This window comes from Marinobacter sp. V032 (assembly GCF_052645435.1).
This window is the reverse complement of the sequence record NZ_JBQXYE010000001.1, coordinates 1,327,631-1,346,659: the sequence shown is the minus strand read 5'-3', so window position 1 is coordinate 1,346,659 and position 19,029 is coordinate 1,327,631. Positions and strand designations below refer to the sequence as shown.

The following is a 19,029-nucleotide window of genomic DNA, read 5'->3' as shown; positions in this document are numbered from 1 at the left end:
AACGTTGTTAAAATTTGTTTGAAAAACGAAAAATTGAGCACCGGCGTTCCTGGAGTCCATCACATGATGAGATACATTGTTGGCAGTAAAGCACTTTTGGGGCTCGCATTCGCAGCCATGATGCTCATCAGTGCGGCGACTCTTGCTGACGAACCGGTTCGCGTTGAATCACTTTCGGGCACCGTACAGTTCCGTGTCAATCCGGGTGATAGCTGGCAAACCGTTAGCGCGGGCATGGTTCTGCCTGCGCCGGCAGACATCAAGACCTCCGCCAATTCGGAAGCCGTGCTGGTGCAGTCAGGCTCCAAATTTGAATTGAAAAGCGGGTCGCAGATCTCCCTGAAAGCCAGCAATCGTGAACCGAAAGGTCTGGTCACCCGGATCAAGCAGTGGTTTGGCACTGTGTTCTACACCATCGAGCGGCAACCGGATCAGTTCAGTGTTGAAACGCCCTTTCTGGTCTCCACCGTTAAAGGAACGCGTTTTGTCATTGTGTCCAATGATACCTCCAGCCTGGTCACGCTGACCGAGGGTTCGCTGGAAATAGAGGATCTGGCGTCCGGTGAAACCCAGATGCTGGCACCGGGAGAGATCGCCGGTGCAGGTGCTTCCCAGGCCGGCGTAAAGTCGTTCAAGCAAACTCCTTCAAAGACCTCAAGCCGCAGTGAAGGCATGCCTGCTGCCGCAGCCCCGGGCGAAGTGGTAGAGGGCAACGCAGCCGCCAACGATTTCAGCTCTGCCCTGGACACCATGACGGAAGTCGCCACCCAGCAGCAGGTCGAAGCGGATACCGCCGGTGACAATGGTGGCAGCCCGGGCAGCGATGACGGTGGCAACGCAGGCAATGCTAATTCAGGCGGTGGTAACGGCGGTGGCGGTGGCAGTACCGGCAACGGCGGTGGCAACACCGACAATGGCGGTAACACTGGAAACGGCGGCGACAGTATCGGTAATGGCGGGGGTGATGACGGCTCCGACGACGATATGGACTTCGGCGGTGACGGCAGCGGCAAAGACAAAAAAGATAAAAAAGACAAAACCAATAACGGCAACGCATACGGCTTTGGTCATGACAAAGGAAAAGGCAAAGGTCACGACAAGCACGATGACTAATACGGGTTCCTCAAGCACCCAGAGCGGGCATGTTAAAACGCTTTAGTGCCAATCACTCAGGTAAAACGCTGCTGGCTATCATCCTCGCGGGGAGCTTTTACCTGTTGCTGTCCTGGACCGGCAACCTGGATCGCCCGGAGGCGGGCATCCGCGACCGCATCATTGCGGTTATTATGAGTGAGGTCCCAAGCGACCTGGTTATTGTAGAGATTGATTCCTCCAGTATTGATACGATCGGGCGCTGGCCGTGGCCCCGCGACGTCTACGCTCGTGCTATTGCAGCGCTGGGCGACGCAGGTATCCGCTCGCTGATGATCGATGTGGATTTCAGCGCGCGCTCAAACCCGGCAGATGATGCCCGCTTGGCAAACGCCATCAACGCCCTGCCCCCCAGCGTACCGGTCAAGTTGCCGGTATTCGTTCAACGTCGTTCCCAGAATGATACCGAACTGATGTTGCGGCAGCCGATGCCGGCGCTTGCCCGCAATGCCGAGCTGGTCTCCGTCAACATGTACCCCGATTCTGACGGCCTGGTCCGCTTTCTGTCCGCCGGTTTCAGCTGGGACGGCGCTTTCTATCCTGGCGTCTGGAACGCACTGGCCAATCAGTCCGACACGGCAACCTGGATCGACTACAGCATTTCGCCACAGTCATTCGACTATATCAGCCTGATCGACGTGCTGAATGACAAGGTGCCCCCGCGCAAACTGAAGGGCAAGGACATCATGATCGGCTCAACTGCCATTGAGCTCGGTGACAATCTGGCAACGCCGATACACAAGGTTCTGCCCGGCGTTGTGATCCAGGCGTTAGGCACCCAGACCCTCCGCCAGGGCGGTTTATTCCAGCTCAGTGAGCTTGTGTCAGGTATCGTGCTGGTGATTTTCTGGATGCTATCCGCGCTGCTTTTCAACAAATGGAGCTGGTATCGCAGTTTGCAGGGGCTGGCGATAGCCGCTTCCATATGGCTGTGCCTGTTTCTGGTTGCCTACGCCAAAGCGCATCTTCTGATCGATGTTTTCAAACCGGTGCTCCTGAGCACGATGGTCTATGTGGCGATCTGCCTGGCCAAGCTCGACACAGCAACACTGGAACGTCTCTGGCTACAGGTTTCCCTGCGTGATAACGAGGCGCTGCTGGACCGGATCGTGACAACAACCAATGATTACATCCTGTGCACCGATCAGAACGGCACCATCACCCGCGCCAACAAAGCCTTTCAGATGCTGTGTGAAATACCGGAAAGCGCGCTTATGGGCACACCGCTTGACCAGCGACTACCGGATGCGAAAAAAGGCTTGTTTAACCTCCCGCTCAAGCCTTTCGACACAACGATTTTGAATCAGAAAGGCACGGCGATTCCGGTGGAAGCGACCATCAGCCGGCTCGACCTGTCGTCAGATCCGGTCTTTACCATTGTGCTGCGTGACCTTCGAGAGCGTCTTGCCCGCGAAAAGGAGCTGGCCTACCGGGCCAGCCACGATACCCTGACTGGCCTGCTGAATCGTTCCGCCTTTTTCGGGCACGTAAACGACAGCCTTAAACACCAACCAACCGGCTGTCTGATTTCGCTCGATCTGGATTACTTCAAGGAAGTGAATGATGCATATGGCCATCAGGCCGGGGACCGTTTGCTTACCGCCGTCGCAGAACGCATTCAGGGGCAGATCGGCCAGCTTGGCTATAGTGCGCGGATTGGCGGCGATGGCTTCGCGATATGGCTTTGCGGACTGCGCTTTGCCGGTGGAGGGCGACAATTCTGCGAACATCTGCTGACGATACTTGAGGCACCGTTTGCGGCTGATGGCGGCGATTACAGCATTCAGATATCCGGCACGCTCGGTGTGGCAGAACCGGTTGAGACTGGTGATAGCCAGAGCGAAGCGCCGGCACCCGATATGGCGGAACGGCTGCTGAGGCAATCGGCCGATGCCATGCGCATGGGCAAGTCCGAAGGCGTGGCGGTGCGCTGTTATAACGAGGCTGACGGCAAGGCCGCAGTCCGCCGACTGGAGATGGTGCCGGCCATACGCACGCACATCCGCAACAACGCATTCGAACTGTTCTACCAGCCCAAACTGACCCTGGATACGCTGCACCCGGTGGGCAGCGAAGCGCTTCTCAGGTGGCCATCGAACGACCGGGAATTCGTGCCGGTTACGACGCTGATTGAGGTCGCCGAAAATTCACGTCAGATCGTTCCGCTTACGCGTTGGGTGGTGGATACCATTCTTGAGCAGGAATCAGAGTGGGAACGGCTGGCGCGCCCGCGCCAGATTGCCATCAACCTGTCGGCCCGACTGTTTCACGACCGGAACTTCTTCGCCGGCCTCAAAGAGCTGTTGCGGGCCCGCAAAGGCTATTTTCAGGTTGAATTCGAAATCACGGAAACAGCACTGCTGGGTAACGAAATGCTGGCACTGGAGCTGGTGAGGGAATTGATTGAAAGCGGCGCAACCCTGGCAATCGATGACTATGGCACGGGCTATTCATCATTGTCCTATCTTCAGGACCTGAATGCCTCGGTACTGAAAATCGACAAATCCTTCGTCTCAAATATCCAGACAGCACCGGCCAATCAGGTGATCGTTCGCTCGACCATTAACATGGCTCACGATTTGGGCTTGAAGGTTGTGGCAGAAGGCGTTGAAACCCTGAGCGATGAAGCGTTTCTGAAACAGGCCGGCTGTGATCTGGTGCAGGGTTACCATTATGCCCGCCCGATGCCGCTGGAACAGTTCGATCAGTGGCTGGCCAAGTGGCCAGCCCGCTAGGCTCTAGCCATTTTTCTTGACGAACTGCGTCAGGATGACAATCTGCTGGCCCTCTACCCGCCCTTCAATTTGCTCGGCGTTATCCTGAACCAACCGTATATTGCGTACCGGAGTACCGCGCTTGGCTGTGAGGCTGGAACCTTTGACGTTCAGATCTTTGGTCAGCGTAACCGAATCACCGGCGGCCAGCACAGCGCCGTTGCAATCGCGATGAACAATGGCGTCTTCGCTGGCTGTCGCGATGCCCTCTTCTGCCCAGGCCTGGGTTTCCTGATCCAGAAACAACATGTCGAGCAATTCCTGCGGCCAGCCCTCGGCGCTCAGGCGGGTCAGCATACGCCAGGCGACCACCTGCACTGCCGGCACCGGCGTCCACATGCTTTCGTTCAGGCAACGCCAATGATTCACCTCAACCGTCTCCGGGTTTTCGATCTGCCCGTTGCAGGTTGCACAGATCAGGATGCTCTGCTCAGCGCTGCCGTCAGAATCCGGCGGCACCGGGTACACCACCAGGCCGTCAAAGGCACCGCACAGTTCACACTTGGATTCACTGCGGGCATGGAGGGTCTGTTCAGGGGTCATGGGTCTTTCCTGGCCGAATGGAGGTGGAAGCATATCAGGCGGCGATAATACCAGATGGCACGGTCTTCCGGACAAACAACAGGCACAGGCACCCGGGCACAGGCGAGGTCAGGTCACGCCAGCATCTGCAACCGGCGTCTTAGCAAAACGTCTAAGTGTGCATTCTTGACAGAAATCATCTTCGGCGCCATAACTGATGACTGACCCGCACAGCACAGGACGCTGTCAGACGTTTCGCTGCAGAGATCAGCCCGGTTCAGCAACACCCGCTTTTACTAACAATAATAATGACTTGAGCAGGACCTCCCTCCCGCGCTCAGGTCGCATTGACCGAGGTCCTTTGTAGTGAGCGACTTGAATGGCGTGCGTTCTGAAGACCATACAGAAAACGGAAACCCGCAAGCGTCCTGGATGCTCGAAACTCGGGGCCTGACCAAGGACTTCAAAGGCTTTACCGCGGTTAAGGACGTCAACCTGCGTGTTCAGGAAGGCCATATCCACGCTCTGATCGGCCCCAATGGTGCCGGCAAAACCACCTTCTTCAATCTGCTGACCAAATTTCTCACGCCCAGTGCCGGCAGCATTGTATTCAATGGCACCGATATCACCCGCCGCAAACCTGCCGACATTGCCCAGAGCGGCGTGATCCGTTCATTCCAGATTTCAGCGGTTTTCCCCCACCTGAGCGCCCGGGATAACGTGCGCATCGCCTTGCAGCGCAAGCTCGGCGTGTCGTATCAGTTCTGGCGCTCAACCAGGGTGCTGAATCAATTGGATGAGCGGGCCCAGGACCTTCTGGAACAGGTTGGCCTGGGGGCATTTGCCGAAACCAAGGCCGTCGAGCTGGCCTACGGGCGCAAACGCGCGCTGGAAATCGCCACCACCATCGCCCTTGAACCCAAACTGATGCTCCTCGACGAACCGACTCAGGGAATGGGAGCGGAAGACGTGGGCTCGGTCACCGAGCTGATCGGCAAAGTCGTCAAGGGCCGCACGATCGTGATGGTAGAGCACAACCTCAATGTTGTGTCATCCCTGGCTGACACCATCACCGTGTTAAACAGGGGCGAAGTACTGGCCGAAGGTAATTACGACGCGGTGTCGCAAAATCCTGCCGTTATGGAAGCTTATATGGGGACAACCGATGCCGAGTAACCACGCGAGCGGTCCGGAACTCCTTAAAATTGAAAACCTGCATGCCTGGTATGGCGAGTCCCACGTTTTGCACGGGATGAACCTGACGGTGCGCGAAGGTGAAGTCATCACCTTGCTGGGCCGCAACGGGTCGGGACGTACCACTACACTGAAAGCCATTCTCGGGCTGGTCGGGGCGCGCACCGGATCGATCAAGGTGCACGGCACTGAAGTGATCAACATGGCCACCCACAAGATTGCCCATGCCGGCCGGCTCGGTTACTGCCCGGAAGAACGCGGCATCTACGCCAGTCTGAATGTAGATGAGAACCTTGCCCTGCCCCCCAAGCTGGCCGAAGGCGGCATGTCCATCGACGAGATCTACGACATGTTTCCGCACCTCAAGGAGCGGCGTGCAAGTCAGGGCTCGAAACTGTCAGGCGGCGAACAACAGATGCTGGCGATCGCCCGCATTCTGCGAACGGGCGCGACACTGCTGTTACTGGATGAGATTACCGAGGGCCTGGCCCCGGTGATCCTGAAATCGCTGGATGCGGTTATCCGCAAATTGCGGGACAAGGGCTACACCATCGTACTGGTAGAACAGAATTTTCATTTCGCTGCACCGCTGGCCGATCGCCATTACGTGATCGAGCATGGCTGTGTGGTGGAACAGATTGAAGCCTCAGAACTTGAGGAAAAACGAGAGCTGCTGAACAAGTACCTGAGCGTCTGATCCGGCGTGCAGCATTCCGCTCGTAAGCTGAGACTTTGATTGGCAAGTAGAACCAAACCGGAAATCAAAAACAATAAGGGGCAAGGAACATGTTCAACGAAACTCACCTCAATCTGAATATCAAACACACACTCAAGGGTATCGTCGGCGCCGTCAGCCTGCTTAGCCTCGCCGCTGCGCCGGCGTTCGCTGCCGACGGCAAACTGTCGGATGACAAGGTCAAGATCGGCGTACTGAGTGATATGTCCGGCGTTTACAAATCACTGGAAGGCCCCGGCGCGGTTATCGCCGCCAAGATGGCGATCGAGGATTTCGGTGGCAAGGTACTGGGCAAGAATATCGAGATCATCTCGGCCGACCACCAGAACAAGCCGGATATAGGCGCCAGCACCGCCCGGGAATGGATCGATTCCAAACAGGTAGACATGATTACGGCGCTGGATAACTCCTCGGTCGGGCTGGCCGTTCAGGGGCTCGCGTCAGACAAGAAGACCATCACCATGAACACCGGCGCCGGCACCACAGCGCTCACCGAGGAACAGTGTTCCAAATACGGCATTCACTACGTGTATGACACTCACGCCCTGCCGGTCGGCACTGCCACGGCCATCGTGAATAACGGGGGCAAAAAGTGGTTCTTTATTACCGCCGACTATGCCTTCGGTCACTCCTTGCAGGACAACACCTCGAAAGTCGTCAAAGATCTGGGAGGCGAAGTCGTTGGTAACGTCAACGCACCGCTGGGCACCAATGATTTCTCCTCTTACCTGCTGCAGGCACAGTCGTCCGGCGCTGACGTGATTGGTCTGGCCAACGCCGGCCAGGATACGGTCAATGCCATCAAACAGGCGAACCAGTTCCAGATCGTCCAGAGCGGTCAGAAACTGGCGGGCATGCTGGTGTTCATTACCGACATTCAGAGCATGGGCCTGGATATCGCACAAGGCCTTCAGTTCACGACTGCCTTTGTCTGGAACCAGGACGACGAGGCTGAAAAGTGGTCACGTGAGTTCTTCAAACGCCATGGCGCCATGCCAACGATGGTTCAGGCGGGGGTCTATTCGTCTGTCAGCAATTACCTGGCCGCCGTCAAGGCTGCAGGCACGGATGACTCTGATGCTGTGCGCAAACAACTTGGCGAGATGAAACTGAACGACATGTTCGTCAAGAACGGCGAAATCCTGTCCAACGGTCTGATGCTGCACGACATGTATCTGGTTGAGGCCAAGAAGCCGGGCGAGTCCAAGGAAGAGTGGGATCTGCTCAACGTGATATCAAAAATCCCGGCCAAGGATGCCTACATCCCGTTGGCTGAGAGTGCTTGCGCTCTGGCCAAGTAAGTACGCCGGATATCACCAAACCATAACCGCTTTTCGGGCAGAGTGAAGGAGTAACAGACGTGTCGACACAGGTGATCATGGCTCAGGCATTGCTGGGGCTCAACGTGGGGGTGTTCTACGCCATGTTGAGCCTTGGTCTGGCGGTCATCTTCGGGCTGCTCAACATTATCAATTTCGCCCATGGCGCGATGTATATGTTGGGCGCCTTTATCGCACTCATCGGTTACTCGATGCTCGAAGAGTGGTTTGGCATCAGTATGGAGATCGGGTTCTGGCCCTCGCTGATTGTAGCGCCCCTGTTTGTGGGCATATTGGGCGTGATAATCGAACGTACCATGCTGAAACGGCTCTACGAACTGGATCATATCTACGGCCTGCTGCTGACCTTCGGCATTACGCTGATTCTGCAGGGGCTGTTTTCCAACTATTTCAATGTCTCCGGTACGCCTTACCCGGGCCAGCCGGAGTCTCTGAGCGGGGTGCTGAACCTCGGCTTCATGTACTTCCCCACTTATCGCCTGTTCGCCATCGTGTTCTCGATCGTGGTGTGCTTTGCCACCTGGTATGTAATTGAACACACGCGGCTGGGGTCACGGCTTCGGGCCGGGGTTGAAAACCCGCAGTTGACCCAGGCATTTGGCCTCAATGTGCCGCTGATGATCACCCTGACCTTTGGGTTTGGCTGCGCCTTGGCCGGCCTTGCTGGCGTGCTGGCCGCGCCGATCTATTCCGTCAGCCCGCTGATGGGGGCGGACCTGATTATCGTGGTCTTCGCGGTGGTGGTGATCGGCGGCATGGGGTCGATAATGGGCGCCATTCTGTCCGGCCTCGCACTGGGGCTGGTTGAGGGGCTGACCAAAGTGATTTACCCCCCTGCAGCAAGTACTGTCATCTTTTTCCTGATGGTGCTGGTGTTACTGTTCCGGCCCGCCGGGCTCTTCGGCAAGGAGAAATGATCCCGTGATGATCAACCGTATTCTGTGGATCGTGATGCTTGTCGCAGGCCTGACTGCACCGTTTTTTGCCTACCCGGTGTTTGTCATGGACTTGCTCTGTTTCGCGCTGTTTGCCTGCGCGTTTAACCTGCTGCTGGGCTATGTCGGCCTGCTGTCTTTCGGGCATGCAGCCTTTTTTGGCGCGGCCGCCTATATCACCGGTTATGTCATCAAGGCCTGGGGGTTCCCGCCCCTGCTGGGCATTGTTACCGGTGCCGCTTTTTCGATGGTGCTGGGCGTCGCCTTCGGCTATCTGGCCATACGCCGACAAGGCATCTATTTTGCGATGATCACATTGGCGCTGGCCCAGATCATTTACTTTATGGCCCTGCAAATGCCCTTTACCGGCGGTGAAAACGGCCTGCAGGGCATTCCGCGCGGCGAGCTGTTTGGCTTTATCAATCTGAACGACTCGCTGACCATGTACTACTTCGTGTTTGCGATCTTCCTGACCGGCTTCTGCATTATCTACCGCACCATCCACTCGCCTTTCGGTGAGGTGCTGCAGGCGATCCGCGAGAACGAAGCACGCGCTCTGTCACTGGGCTATGACGTTGATCGCTTCAAACTACAGGCATTTGTCATTTCCGCCACCATGGCGGGGCTTGCCGGCGCGACCAAAGCGGTGGTTTTCCAGTTTGCCGCTCTGACCAATGCTCACTGGCAAACCTCCGGCGAGGTCATTCTGATGACCCTCGTAGGCGGGCTCGGAACCGTCTTCGGCCCGGTGGTCGGCGCACTGGCGGTCGGCTCGCTCAGCCATGAGCTGGGCTCGTTCGGTTCCTGGGTGCAGGTCATCCTGGGCACTATCTTTGTGATCTGCGTGCTCACTTTCCGCCGGGGCATTGTTGGCGAACTGGAGCGTATTTTCAGCAAACGCTAATCCCGCTAGTGCCAAACCCGCTGCGGGCGTTCTGCCTGCAGCGGTTTCCTGCCTCCCTTTTTCCAGCCGCCCCGCGGCCGCTTTCCGCATGTGATATCAGCACACCTACTGCTCCTGTTTTCATTTTTCACTTTGTTTAGTATGCTACCTATATAACAGCTTACTATATGTGATATTGCTAATTAAATGAACGAATCCAATGCCCACATCAGCCAGATCGGGATCCTGATAGCGGAGGCGTCCAGGCTTATGCGCCGGGATTTCAACCGCCGCGCACGGGACCTTGGTTTGAGTAGTGCCCAGTGGGCTGTGCTCAGTTGCCTGGCGCGGGAAGAAGGCCTCAGTCAGGTTGCGCTGGCAGACAGTCTGGACCTGCAACCCATATCGCTGGCCCGCCATATTGATCGGTTGGAAGCACGTGGTTGCGTGGTCCGTCGCCCTGACCCCAATGACAGACGCGTCCATCGTCTGTTTCTGACGGACGAGGCTCACCCGCTGTTGCAGGAACTCCGCACCCTCGGCCAGAAGACCCGCAACCATTCGCTGAATGGCCTGAGCACCGAACAACAGGAGGCGCTTTACGAGGCGCTCACCCGGATCAGACACAACCTGTCGCAGTGCGGCGGGGAATCCCAGGAGACACCCCAATGAGTTCTTCAGACGACACACAGCAACAGGCTCCGGCAAAGGGCCGCAAACGCTGGCTCAGACGCACATTGCTGATTGGGATACCGGCAACCGTGGCACTGGCCATTTTTCTGTTTTCGGTCTTCAGTGGGCGCTATATCAGTACCGAGAACGCCTATATCCGGGCGCCCATGATCAGTATTTCGCCGGAAGTCAGCGGGCGTATCAGCAGCGTGCTGGTCAAAGAAAATCAGGCGGTCAACACCGGTGACCTGCTGCTTCAGATTGATCCGGCCCCGTACAAAATTGCAGTGGCCCGTGCCGAGGCGCAACTGCGACAGGCGGAGAACGCCATCAGCACCCTCAAGGCGCGTTATGCCACCCGCCAGGAGGAACTCGAACTGGCCAAAGAGAACGTGGCCTTTGCCCGAAAGGAATACAACCGCCAGCAGGCGCTGGCCAAACGTAACCTGACATCCCAATCAGACCTGGCCCGTTATCACCACGAGCTGGCCACAGCCGAACGGCAGCAGGATGCGATCAGTCGCGATCTGAAGCGGATTGAAGTAACGCTGGGTGGCGGTCTAGATCTGCCCTTGGCGGAACACCCGGATTATCAGGCCGCCCAGGCCAGCCTGAATGCAGCGAAGCTGGACCTGGCCCGTACCCGCATCACATCGCCGTTCGCCGGCATTGCCGCCAAAACACCCGATCCCGGCGCCTACGCCAAAAACGGTGCTGCGATCATGAGTCTGGTGGGCAACCGGGACCTGTGGATCGAGGCCAACTTCAAGGAAACCGAGCTGACTCGCATGGTGCCGGGCCAGAAGGTGGAAATTGAAGTGGACACCTATCCTGACCAAGCCTTCGAAGGCACCGTGCAAAGCATTGCCCAGGCCACAGGTTCCGAGTTTTCAGTGCTGCCGGCACAGAACGCGACAGGAAACTGGGTCAAGGTGGTGCAGCGGGTGCCTGTGCGTATCCGGTTCGATTCCACCGATAACGCCCCTGCACTGCGCGCCGGCATGAGTACATCTGTCAGCGTCGATACCGGTTATCCGGAAGGGCATCACATCGCGCTGGTTGACTGGTTGCGCGGTTTCGTCGGCGAAGCGCATGCCGGGGAAGTCACACCGGAATGACCGCTATTGCGACCAAAGCGCCACGTTCTGCAAAGAATCTGCGAGGCCTGATTACCCTTTCGATCATGCTCGCCACCATTATGCAGGCGCTGGACACCACCATCGCCAACGTTGCCCTGCCGCATATGCAAGGCAGCATGTCGGCCACCTCCGAGCAGATTTCGTGGGTGCTGACGTCCTATATTGTCGCGGCCGCTATCGCCACCCCGCTGACCGGCTTTCTGGCGGCGCGGATTGGCCGGCGTCAGTTGTTTCTGCTCTCCGTTACCGGTTTCACCATTGCATCGGTTCTGTGTGGCATCGCCACCAACCTGAACGAACTGGTGGCTTTCCGTTTGCTGCAGGGTATTTTCGGTGCCGGTCTGGTGCCATTGTCCCAGGCGGTATTGCTGGACACCTACCCCAAAGAACAGCACGGCTCGGCAATGGCCATGTGGGGTGTGGGCGTGATGATAGGCCCCATCCTCGGCCCTACGCTTGGCGGCTATCTGACGGAGGTACTGGACTGGCGCTGGGTTTTCTTCATCAACCTGCCGGTCGGCATTCTGTCACTACTGGGCATCTGGGCTTTCGTGCCGGAAACCGAGAAAGACAAACGCAGCTTTGACGTTTTCGGCTTCACCCTGCTGGCGATTGCCATCGGCGCACTGCAACTGATGCTCGATCGGGGCCAGAGCCAGGACTGGTTTGCCTCCACTGAAATCATGCTGGAAACCGCCCTTGCCGGCACCGCACTGGCGATGTTCCTGGTGCATATGATGACGGCCAGGGCGCCATTCCTGGAACCCGGGCTTTTCCGCGACCGCAACCTGTCGGTTGGTCTGATCTTCATCTTTATGGTGGGCATTATTCTACTGGCCACGCTTGCCTTGTTGCCACCGTTTCTCCAGCAGCTTATGGGTTATCCGGTAATGACCACCGGCTTCGCGCTGGCCCCAAGGGGGCTGGGCAGCATGATCGCGATGATGCTGGTCGGCAGGTTGGTGAACCGGGTGGACATCAGGGCACTGGTGTTTCTGGGGCTGACACTGGTATCGGTCAGCCTGTTCCAGATGGCCGAATTCACCACTGATGTCAGCATGGCGACACTGGTCGGCACCGGCATTATTCAGGGGCTGGGGCTGGGCTTTATCTTTGTGCCCCTGAGTACCATCAGCTTTGCCACTCTGGCGCCCCGCTACCGCAACGAGGCCACTGCGATGTTCAGCCTGATGCGTAATATCGGCAGTTCGATTGGTATTTCGGTAATGGTCACGCTGGTCGCACGTAACACCCAGATTAACCACGCCGTGCTTGGCGAGTTTCTGAACCCGTTCCGGCCTGCGTTTGAGGCCATGACGCTGCCCGGCGGCATCCCCACTGACAGCGCCACGGGCATGGCGCTGCTCGACCAGACCCTGAATGCGCAGGCGGCCACCATCTCCTACCTTAACGATTTCAGATTGATGGCCTGGGTAACCGTGGCTTCGATGCCGCTGCTGTTCCTGTTCCGTTCCCAGTCGAAATCCGCACCATAGCGCGCTTGAAGATGGCATAATCAGCGCGCTTTCACCCGACAAGCGCCTGAAGGAAATACCGATGGCCAAGACCACAAAGACCGAACGCCAACTTGCCCTGTCCATGGTGGTCCGCTTTATCGCGCCTTACCGCAAAGCGGTCGTCGGTGCCTTGCTGGCGCTGATCTTTACCGCGGGCATTACATTGTCGCTGGGCCAGGGCATTCGCCTGCTGGTGGATCAGGGCTTTGTGACCGGCTCACCAGCATTGCTGAACCAGTCCGTCATGCTCTACTTCGTACTGGTGGCCGGTCTGGCAATCGGCACCTTTGCCCGTTTCTATCTGGTGTCCTGGCTGGGCGAACGGGTGGTGGCGGATATCCGAACCCAGGTATTCGATCATCTGATCACTCTGCATCCCGGCTTCTTTGAGACCAACCGGGGGCTGGAAATCCAGTCACGGCTGACCACCGACACCACCGTGCTGCAATCCGTCATCGGCTCCACGGTTTCTGTGGCCTTGCGCAATCTGGTGATGCTGGTGGGGGGGATCATTCTCCTGTTTATCACCAACCCGAAATTGACCGGCATTGTGATGCTGGCCGTGCCTTTGGTCGTCGCGCCGATTCTGATTTTTGGCCGGCGGGTACGCAAGCTCTCACGCCTGAGCCAGGACCGAATTGCCGACGTTGGCAGCTATGTCGGCGAAATACTGGGCCAGATCAAAACCGTTCAGGCCTATAACCACCAAAGCGAGGATGCGACCCGTTTTGCAGACGTGACCGACCGGGCCTTCAGCATCGCCAAGATCCGGGTGCGCCAACGGGCCTGGATGATCGCCATCGTGATTCTGCTGATTCTGGGCGCAGTCGGTGCCATGCTCTGGGTCGGTGGACAGGATGTGATCGCCGGTCGCATCACCGGAGGCGAGTTGGCGGCCTTCGTCTTCTATGCCCTGATTGTCGGCTCATCCGCCGGTTCGCTCAGTGAAGTTATCGGCGAACTTCAGCGTGCGGCGGGCGCTGCTGCGCGGATCATCGAGTTGCTGCAAACCGAAAGCGAAATCACCCCTCCCGCCCAACCCGAAAACATGCTCACTCTGCCCCCGACCATCACCGGTAAGATCGAGCTGGAGCAGCTTCGCTTTGCCTATCCCGGTCGCCCCGACGTTACTGTGATAGACGACATCAGCCTGGTGATACGCCCAGGCGAAACACTGGCACTGGTGGGGCCGTCAGGTGCAGGCAAGTCCACTTTGTTCGATCTGTTACTGCGTTTTTTTGATCCGCAATCAGGGCGGATTCTGCTGGAAGGTCTGGATATACGCTCACTGGACCCGGCCGACCTGCGACGGTGCTTTGCGTTTGTATCGCAGAATCCGGCGCTGTTTTTTGGCACCATTGCCGATAACATTCGCTACGGTCGACCCGATGCCGGGATGGACGCTGTGAAAGCCGCTGCCCGCGTAGCCTACGCCGATGATTTTATCGAAGCTGCACCTCAAGGCTACGACACCCGGCTCGGGGATGCGGGGCTCGGCTTGTCAGGTGGCCAGAAGCAACGCATAGCCATTGCCCGGGCGCTGATGACCGATGCGCCCGTGTTATTGCTGGACGAAGCGACCAGCGCCCTGGACGCCGAAAGCGAGCACCTGATCCAACAGGCACTGCCGAAGCTGATGGCCGGCCGCACCACGCTGGTGATTGCTCACCGCCTGGCAACCGTAAAACATGCGGACCGGATCGCGGTGGTGAATCAGGGCCGTATCCAGGCGATTGGCACGCATCAGCAGCTGATCGAAACGGATCCGTTGTATGCGCGCCTGGCCGCATTGCAGTTTCAGGAACCTGAGGCGGAAAACAAAGACATACCGGCGCAATAAAATCCTGTGCCAGCATGGCATTTACACCTAAAAATACTCGAATTGTGCGCTATCCTGACGGGACGCAACGCACTCCGGAATGGACACCTTTTATGGCAGGCTCCAACAAGAAAGTAATCTACGCCGCGCTCGGCGGCAATTTCCTGATCGCCTGCACCAAGTTCGTTGCAGCTGTGATGACCGGCAGTTCGGCCATGTTTTCAGAAGGGGTTCACTCGCTGGTGGATACCGGCAACCAGGTCCTGTTGCTCTACGGCATGAAAAAAAGCGCGCGCCCGGCTGATGAGCGATTCCCGTTTGGTTATGGTAAGGAGATCTATTTCTGGAGCTTCGTGGTCGCCATTCTGATCTTTGCCGTGGGTTCGGGCATCTCGATTTACGAAGGGGTCCGCCACATCATCCATCCCTCCCCAATCGGCGATCCGACGGTAAACTACATCGTACTGGGGCTGGGCATACTGTTTGAAGGGGCCGCCTGGTATTTCGCGTTTACCGAATTCACCAGGTCAAAAGGCAAGTGGGGGTATTTTGAAGCCGTTCGCCGGGGCAAGGATCCCACCATGTTTGTGGTGTTGTTCGAGGATTCTGCGGCGATGATCGGCCTGCTGGTGGCGATGATCGGTATCTTCCTGGCTGACCAAACCGGCATGTACTGGATGGACGGCGCAGCCTCGGTGATTATCGGTCTGATTCTGGGTGGTACCGCGATCTGGCTGGCATACGAAACCAAAGGCCTGTTGATCGGTGAAGCTGCCAACAAACCGGTGGTAGCCGGTATTCGAAAGATCGCGACTGAAACGCAACAGATCGATAAGGTCAACGAGCTATTGACCATGCACATGGGCCCCGACTTCGTGCTCGTTAACCTGAGCGTGAAATTTACCCAGCAAAACTCGGTGGCCGAACTGGAGCACGTGATCGCAGATCTGGACGGGCGCATCAAGCAGGCGTACCCGCAGGTCAAGCGGGTGTTCGTTGAAGCCGAGTCGCTAAAGGCGCACGCCGCCAGCCCGAAGGTGGAATAACCGTTGAATCCGCATTGCAACACGCCGTCCAGCTTGCTGGGCTTTGATCGACGTCAGCGCCAGCGTTCCGCATGGCTCGCGCTGTTGTCGATGGTGCTGCTTTTTGCCGGCCCCTTGATATCCAATGTTCAGGCTGCATTTGCCAAACCGGCCTACGCCATGTGCCTGGCATCGCCGGCACAGCCTGACCTGCACGACACCCATTCTGGGCATCATGTATCGGCGGATGCATCCGGCCAGCCGCAATTGCTGCATGCATCCTGCGGCTATTGCACACTGCTGTTTCATACGTCATCGCTGGCACCCCAGGCGCTGGTTATCGCCACGCCGACAATCTGGGGCGCCATCCATCCGCCTATTCCCACCACGCGCGGCTATTCAACGCCCGCCGCCTACGCACTTGCCCAGGGACGCGCGCCTCCCGGCCTTACCATATAAGCGGGTGTTGAAAGCGTCATACGCGACGTTTTCAACACCCTAGCAACCCGTTGCTTTCACCCAACACAACAACACCTGAGCGCGGCTTATTCGTAAGCCTTCGCCCATTCAGGTGTGTGCTGATTGTGTTGACGCATTCTGTTTTGCATATGGTTCAGAGGCTTTTTATGTCCCAGGAATCCACCCTTTCACACGGGCTCAATGCGGATGCCCCGGTATCTGCGCAACAAGGCGCCAAGCGCTGGTTCTACCCGTTACTGCTGCGGCTGCACTTCTATATCGGGCTGCTGGCAGGCCCTTTCATCTTTATCGCCGCCCTCTCCGGTGGGCTCTATGCGATCTCGCCGCAGATCGAGAAACTGATGTATGCCGATGCCCTCACCGGCGTCAGCACCGGCACGCCGGCCTCATTGGCACAGCAGATCGCCGTCGCCCGAGAGGTTGTCGGGCCGGATGCATCGCTCGCGGCTGTGCGCCCGGCGCCCGCAACGGGCGACACCACCCGGGTAATGTTTAATGATCCGACATTGACCCAGTACGAGCATCGATCCATTTTTGTTGACCCCATCACCCTTGAGGTCAAAGGTAACCTTGCGGTTTATGGCACCAGCGGCGCGCTGCCGCTAAGAACCTGGATCGATAACCTGCATCGCAGCCTGCATATGGGTGATGTTGGCCGACATTACAGCGAACTGGCGGCATCCTGGTTATGGATCGTCGCGTTGGGTGGCCTGATTCTCTGGATTAACCGGCAGCGCAAGCGCAAGCAAGTCGCCCAGGCGGCAGCTATGAACCCCGCTCGTGAGAACACGCGGCGCAGGCATTCGACGCTTGGCATGGTGCTCTTGATAGGGCTGCTGTTTCTGTCCGTAACAGGGCTTACCTGGTCGCAGTGGGCGGGCGGCAACATTGGTCAAATGCGCGCGGCGCTTGGCTGGGGCACTCCGGGCGTCAACACGGATATCACAGCGACTGCACCGGAAGCGGGCGGTCATGCGCATCATCACGGGGATCACGCGCCAGCGGAAACGGCGCCCCCAGCCATGAGCGCAAATGATGGTCTGTTCGATTCGGTCCTGGCGACGGCCCGCCAGCACGACATCAAAGCGGGCCTGCTTGAAATTCGCCCGGCGACATCTCCGGATAAAGCCTGGGTCGTGAGGGAAATCAACCGTAGCTGGCCCACCGAAGTGGACTCTGTTGCGGTCAACCCTCACACGATGGAGGTGGTGAGCGAAGCGCGTTTTGCCGATTTCCCGATTGCAGCGAAACTCACCCGCTGGGGCATTGATATTCACATGGGGTCGATGTGGGGTTTACCCAATCAGCTGGCGCTGCTGGCGTTTGCGCTGGGCCTGTGCACCCTGATCGTGCTGGGGTACCGGATGTGGTGGACGCGCCGGCCAACGAAACAGAGCAGCTCCGGTCGACTGACCACCCATCTGCTTCGGGTTCCACCCGCTGCACTTGTTGTTCTGATCGCCGTGGCGGCGACGCTGGGCTGGTTCCTGCCGGTGATGGGCGTCAGCCTTGCGGCCTTTCTTATCATTGATGTTGTGCTAATGGCAGCGGGCAGGAAACAGGACGCCATTAAGGGCTCCTGACCCGCACGCCCTTTCACTGTTATCCTGCTGATCCTCCGGCGAAAACGGTTTCGCCGGAGGCCTTCAGCCCGCCTTGCGAACTCGCATTTCGTCGCTTTCTCCCTTAACACTCTGTCATTCAGCGCTCTTGCATGCGCGTTTTTCATGCCATACACTCGCCAATGTTACCGGTAACATGTGCCGCAAAAACAACAATGCTCAGGAGACCTGATAATGACCCCGCTTAAACTAGTGGCCGGATTTCTCTCTGCTACATTTGCCATGAACCTCATGGCGGCCGATTTTAATTTCAAGTTCCAGTCGTCTGATCCTTCCGGAGTCAAGAACTTCCATATCCAGCAGGAATGGGCCGAACGCGTCGGCAAAATGACCGGCGGTCGTGTCGAGATCACTATTCTGCCGGTGGGGAGTGTCGTCAGCCACACCGAGACACTTGGGGCCATGAAGATGGGCGTGCTCGATGGGCATGTGTCCGTCACCGGCTATTTCTCGGGTCAGGACCCTGCATTCGGCCTGATTGGTAATACTGTGGGTGCCTGGTCAAGCCCCGACCAGCTGTACACCTATATCAATTACGGCGGCGGCTACGAGCTGATGAATGAGCTCTACAAGCCATACGGCGTGAAGTTTGTCGGCGGTGGTGGCACTGGCCTTGAATCGTTTGTATCCAAAAAACCGCTGGATGGCGTTGAAGATCTCAAAGGCCTGAAGATGCGGGCGCCTGAAGGTCTGGTGCAGTCTGTATTCGCAGCGGCCGGTGCGTCACCCGTCAACCTGCCGGGCTCTGAGGTATACACGGGCCTGAGCAAAGGCGTGATTGATGCCGCAGACTACACGGTGTTCTCGACCAACCAGTCAGCGGGTCTGAACGAGATTGCCCCGCACCCGGTCTATCCCGGTTTCCACTCCCTGCCATTGCTGGAAATTGCGATGAACCTGAAAGAGTGGAACGAGCTGCCGGAGGATATTCAGGCAATCATGACCACCTCGGCCCGTGATTTTGCCAAGGACATCAGCACCCAATTGGCGATCGCAGATGTGAAAGCCGTGAAGGAAGCGCGTGAAGATCCGAATATCACGATCCACAACTGGTCCGATGAAGAACGCATGAAGTTCCGTGAGATCGCCCGCAAGCAGTGGAAAACCTATGCCGAGCAATCGCCGAATGCCGAGAAAGTCTATAAATCGGTGACCCAGTTCCTCGAATCCCAGGGGCTCCTGTAAGACACCCCGGGCTGAGGTTTCCTCTATTCCCGTT

The 19,029-nt window shown here is 57.7% G+C and carries 16 protein-coding genes; 15 read left to right on the top strand and 1 reads right to left on the bottom strand.

Annotation, left to right across the window (positions count from 1 at the left end):
* Positions 1-63 precede the first annotated feature (63 nt).
* Together ACUN9X_RS06150 and ACUN9X_RS06145 are read left to right on the top strand one after the other, a co-directional pair.
* Complete coding sequence (locus ACUN9X_RS06150; RefSeq protein ID WP_445472499.1) at positions 64-1,113, top strand: FecR domain-containing protein; 1,050 nt, start codon at positions 64-66, stop codon at positions 1,111-1,113.
* A gap of 29 nt (positions 1,114-1,142) precedes the next feature.
* The gene (locus ACUN9X_RS06145; RefSeq protein ID WP_445472498.1) at positions 1,143-3,887 is read left to right on the top strand and encodes an EAL domain-containing protein; all 2,745 of its coding nucleotides are present in this window, start codon (positions 1,143-1,145) and stop codon (positions 3,885-3,887) included.
* A gap of 3 nt (positions 3,888-3,890) precedes the next feature.
* Here the strand turns inward: ACUN9X_RS06145 and ACUN9X_RS06140 are convergent, their stop codons facing one another.
* A complete protein-coding gene (locus ACUN9X_RS06140; protein ID WP_445472497.1) occupies positions 3,891-4,469 on the bottom strand; it encodes a PhnA domain-containing protein in 579 nt (192 codons plus the stop codon).
* A 411-nt stretch (positions 4,470-4,880) separates the two neighbouring features.
* On the opposite strand from ACUN9X_RS06140, the gene ACUN9X_RS06135 reads away from it, so the two are divergent.
* The 13 genes from ACUN9X_RS06135 to ACUN9X_RS06075 all read left to right on the top strand — a co-directional run bounded on the left by ACUN9X_RS06135 (position 4,881) and on the right by ACUN9X_RS06075 (position 18,995).
* Entirely contained in the window at positions 4,881-5,624 is a 744-nt protein-coding gene (locus ACUN9X_RS06135; protein ID WP_260038959.1) for an ABC transporter ATP-binding protein, read from the top strand.
* The gene (locus ACUN9X_RS06130; protein ID WP_445472496.1) at positions 5,614-6,339 is read left to right on the top strand and encodes an ABC transporter ATP-binding protein; all 726 of its coding nucleotides are present in this window, start codon (positions 5,614-5,616) and stop codon (positions 6,337-6,339) included. The genes ACUN9X_RS06135 and ACUN9X_RS06130 overlap by 11 nt, the downstream gene beginning before the upstream one ends.
* Positions 6,340-6,428: 89 nt before the next feature.
* Positions 6,429-7,679 (top strand): ABC transporter substrate-binding protein, encoded by a 1,251-nt coding sequence (locus tag ACUN9X_RS06125; RefSeq protein WP_445472495.1) that lies wholly within the window; start codon positions 6,429-6,431, stop codon positions 7,677-7,679.
* A gap of 77 nt (positions 7,680-7,756) precedes the next feature.
* Positions 7,757-8,635, top strand: a complete 879-nt coding sequence (locus ACUN9X_RS06120) for a branched-chain amino acid ABC transporter permease (RefSeq protein ID WP_260038957.1) — start codon at positions 7,757-7,759, stop codon at positions 8,633-8,635.
* Positions 8,636-8,642: 7 nt separating this feature from the next.
* Positions 8,643-9,557 (top strand): branched-chain amino acid ABC transporter permease, encoded by a 915-nt coding sequence (locus tag ACUN9X_RS06115; protein ID WP_260038956.1) that lies wholly within the window; start codon positions 8,643-8,645, stop codon positions 9,555-9,557.
* A 186-nt stretch (positions 9,558-9,743) separates the two neighbouring features.
* Complete coding sequence (locus tag ACUN9X_RS06110; protein ID WP_445472494.1) at positions 9,744-10,208, top strand: MarR family winged helix-turn-helix transcriptional regulator; 465 nt, start codon at positions 9,744-9,746, stop codon at positions 10,206-10,208.
* Entirely contained in the window at positions 10,205-11,326 is a 1,122-nt protein-coding gene (locus ACUN9X_RS06105) for an HlyD family secretion protein (RefSeq protein WP_445472493.1), read from the top strand. Before ACUN9X_RS06110 ends, ACUN9X_RS06105 begins: the two co-directional genes overlap by 4 nt.
* Positions 11,323-12,843 carry a DHA2 family efflux MFS transporter permease subunit gene (locus ACUN9X_RS06100; RefSeq protein WP_445472492.1) on the top strand — a complete coding sequence of 507 codons (1,521 nt, stop codon included), beginning with the start codon at positions 11,323-11,325 and terminating at the stop codon, positions 12,841-12,843. The genes ACUN9X_RS06105 and ACUN9X_RS06100 overlap by 4 nt, the downstream gene beginning before the upstream one ends.
* A 61-nt stretch (positions 12,844-12,904) precedes the next feature.
* Positions 12,905-14,704, top strand: a complete 1,800-nt coding sequence (locus tag ACUN9X_RS06095; RefSeq protein WP_445472491.1) for an ABC transporter transmembrane domain-containing protein — start codon at positions 12,905-12,907, stop codon at positions 14,702-14,704.
* Between the two features lie 92 nt (positions 14,705-14,796).
* Entirely contained in the window at positions 14,797-15,729 is a 933-nt protein-coding gene (locus tag ACUN9X_RS06090) for a cation diffusion facilitator family transporter (protein ID WP_445472490.1), read from the top strand.
* Positions 15,730-15,732: 3 nt separating this feature from the next.
* The gene (locus ACUN9X_RS06085) at positions 15,733-16,167 is read left to right on the top strand and encodes a DUF2946 domain-containing protein (RefSeq protein ID WP_445472489.1); all 435 of its coding nucleotides are present in this window, start codon (positions 15,733-15,735) and stop codon (positions 16,165-16,167) included.
* Between the two features lie 167 nt (positions 16,168-16,334).
* Positions 16,335-17,771, top strand: a complete 1,437-nt coding sequence (locus tag ACUN9X_RS06080; protein WP_445472488.1) for a PepSY-associated TM helix domain-containing protein — start codon at positions 16,335-16,337, stop codon at positions 17,769-17,771.
* A 213-nt stretch (positions 17,772-17,984) separates the two neighbouring features.
* The gene (locus tag ACUN9X_RS06075; protein WP_445472487.1) at positions 17,985-18,995 is read left to right on the top strand and encodes a TRAP transporter substrate-binding protein; all 1,011 of its coding nucleotides are present in this window, start codon (positions 17,985-17,987) and stop codon (positions 18,993-18,995) included.
* Positions 18,996-19,029: the final 34 nt, after the last annotated feature.

Coding starts and splice junctions, on each gene's coding strand:
- ACUN9X_RS06120 (WP_260038957.1), top strand. CDS start 7,757: ATGGCTCAGGCATTGCTGGGGCTCAACGTGGGGGTGTTCTACGCCATG.
- ACUN9X_RS06075 (WP_445472487.1), top strand. CDS start 17,985: ATGACCCCGCTTAAACTAGTGGCCGGATTTCTCTCTGCTACATTTGCC.
- ACUN9X_RS06105 (WP_445472493.1), top strand. CDS start 10,205: ATGAGTTCTTCAGACGACACACAGCAACAGGCTCCGGCAAAGGGCCGC.
- ACUN9X_RS06110 (WP_445472494.1), top strand. CDS start 9,744: ATGAACGAATCCAATGCCCACATCAGCCAGATCGGGATCCTGATAGCG.
- ACUN9X_RS06100 (WP_445472492.1), top strand. CDS start 11,323: ATGACCGCTATTGCGACCAAAGCGCCACGTTCTGCAAAGAATCTGCGA.
- ACUN9X_RS06150 (WP_445472499.1), top strand. CDS start 64: ATGATGAGATACATTGTTGGCAGTAAAGCACTTTTGGGGCTCGCATTC.
- ACUN9X_RS06140 (WP_445472497.1), bottom strand. CDS start 4,469: ATGACCCCTGAACAGACCCTCCATGCCCGCAGTGAATCCAAGTGTGAA.
- ACUN9X_RS06135 (WP_260038959.1), top strand. CDS start 4,881: ATGCTCGAAACTCGGGGCCTGACCAAGGACTTCAAAGGCTTTACCGCG.
- ACUN9X_RS06090 (WP_445472490.1), top strand. CDS start 14,797: ATGGCAGGCTCCAACAAGAAAGTAATCTACGCCGCGCTCGGCGGCAAT.
- ACUN9X_RS06095 (WP_445472491.1), top strand. CDS start 12,905: ATGGCCAAGACCACAAAGACCGAACGCCAACTTGCCCTGTCCATGGTG.
- ACUN9X_RS06130 (WP_445472496.1), top strand. CDS start 5,614: ATGCCGAGTAACCACGCGAGCGGTCCGGAACTCCTTAAAATTGAAAAC.
- ACUN9X_RS06125 (WP_445472495.1), top strand. CDS start 6,429: ATGTTCAACGAAACTCACCTCAATCTGAATATCAAACACACACTCAAG.
- ACUN9X_RS06145 (WP_445472498.1), top strand. CDS start 1,143: ATGTTAAAACGCTTTAGTGCCAATCACTCAGGTAAAACGCTGCTGGCT.
- ACUN9X_RS06080 (WP_445472488.1), top strand. CDS start 16,335: ATGTCCCAGGAATCCACCCTTTCACACGGGCTCAATGCGGATGCCCCG.
- ACUN9X_RS06115 (WP_260038956.1), top strand. CDS start 8,643: ATGATCAACCGTATTCTGTGGATCGTGATGCTTGTCGCAGGCCTGACT.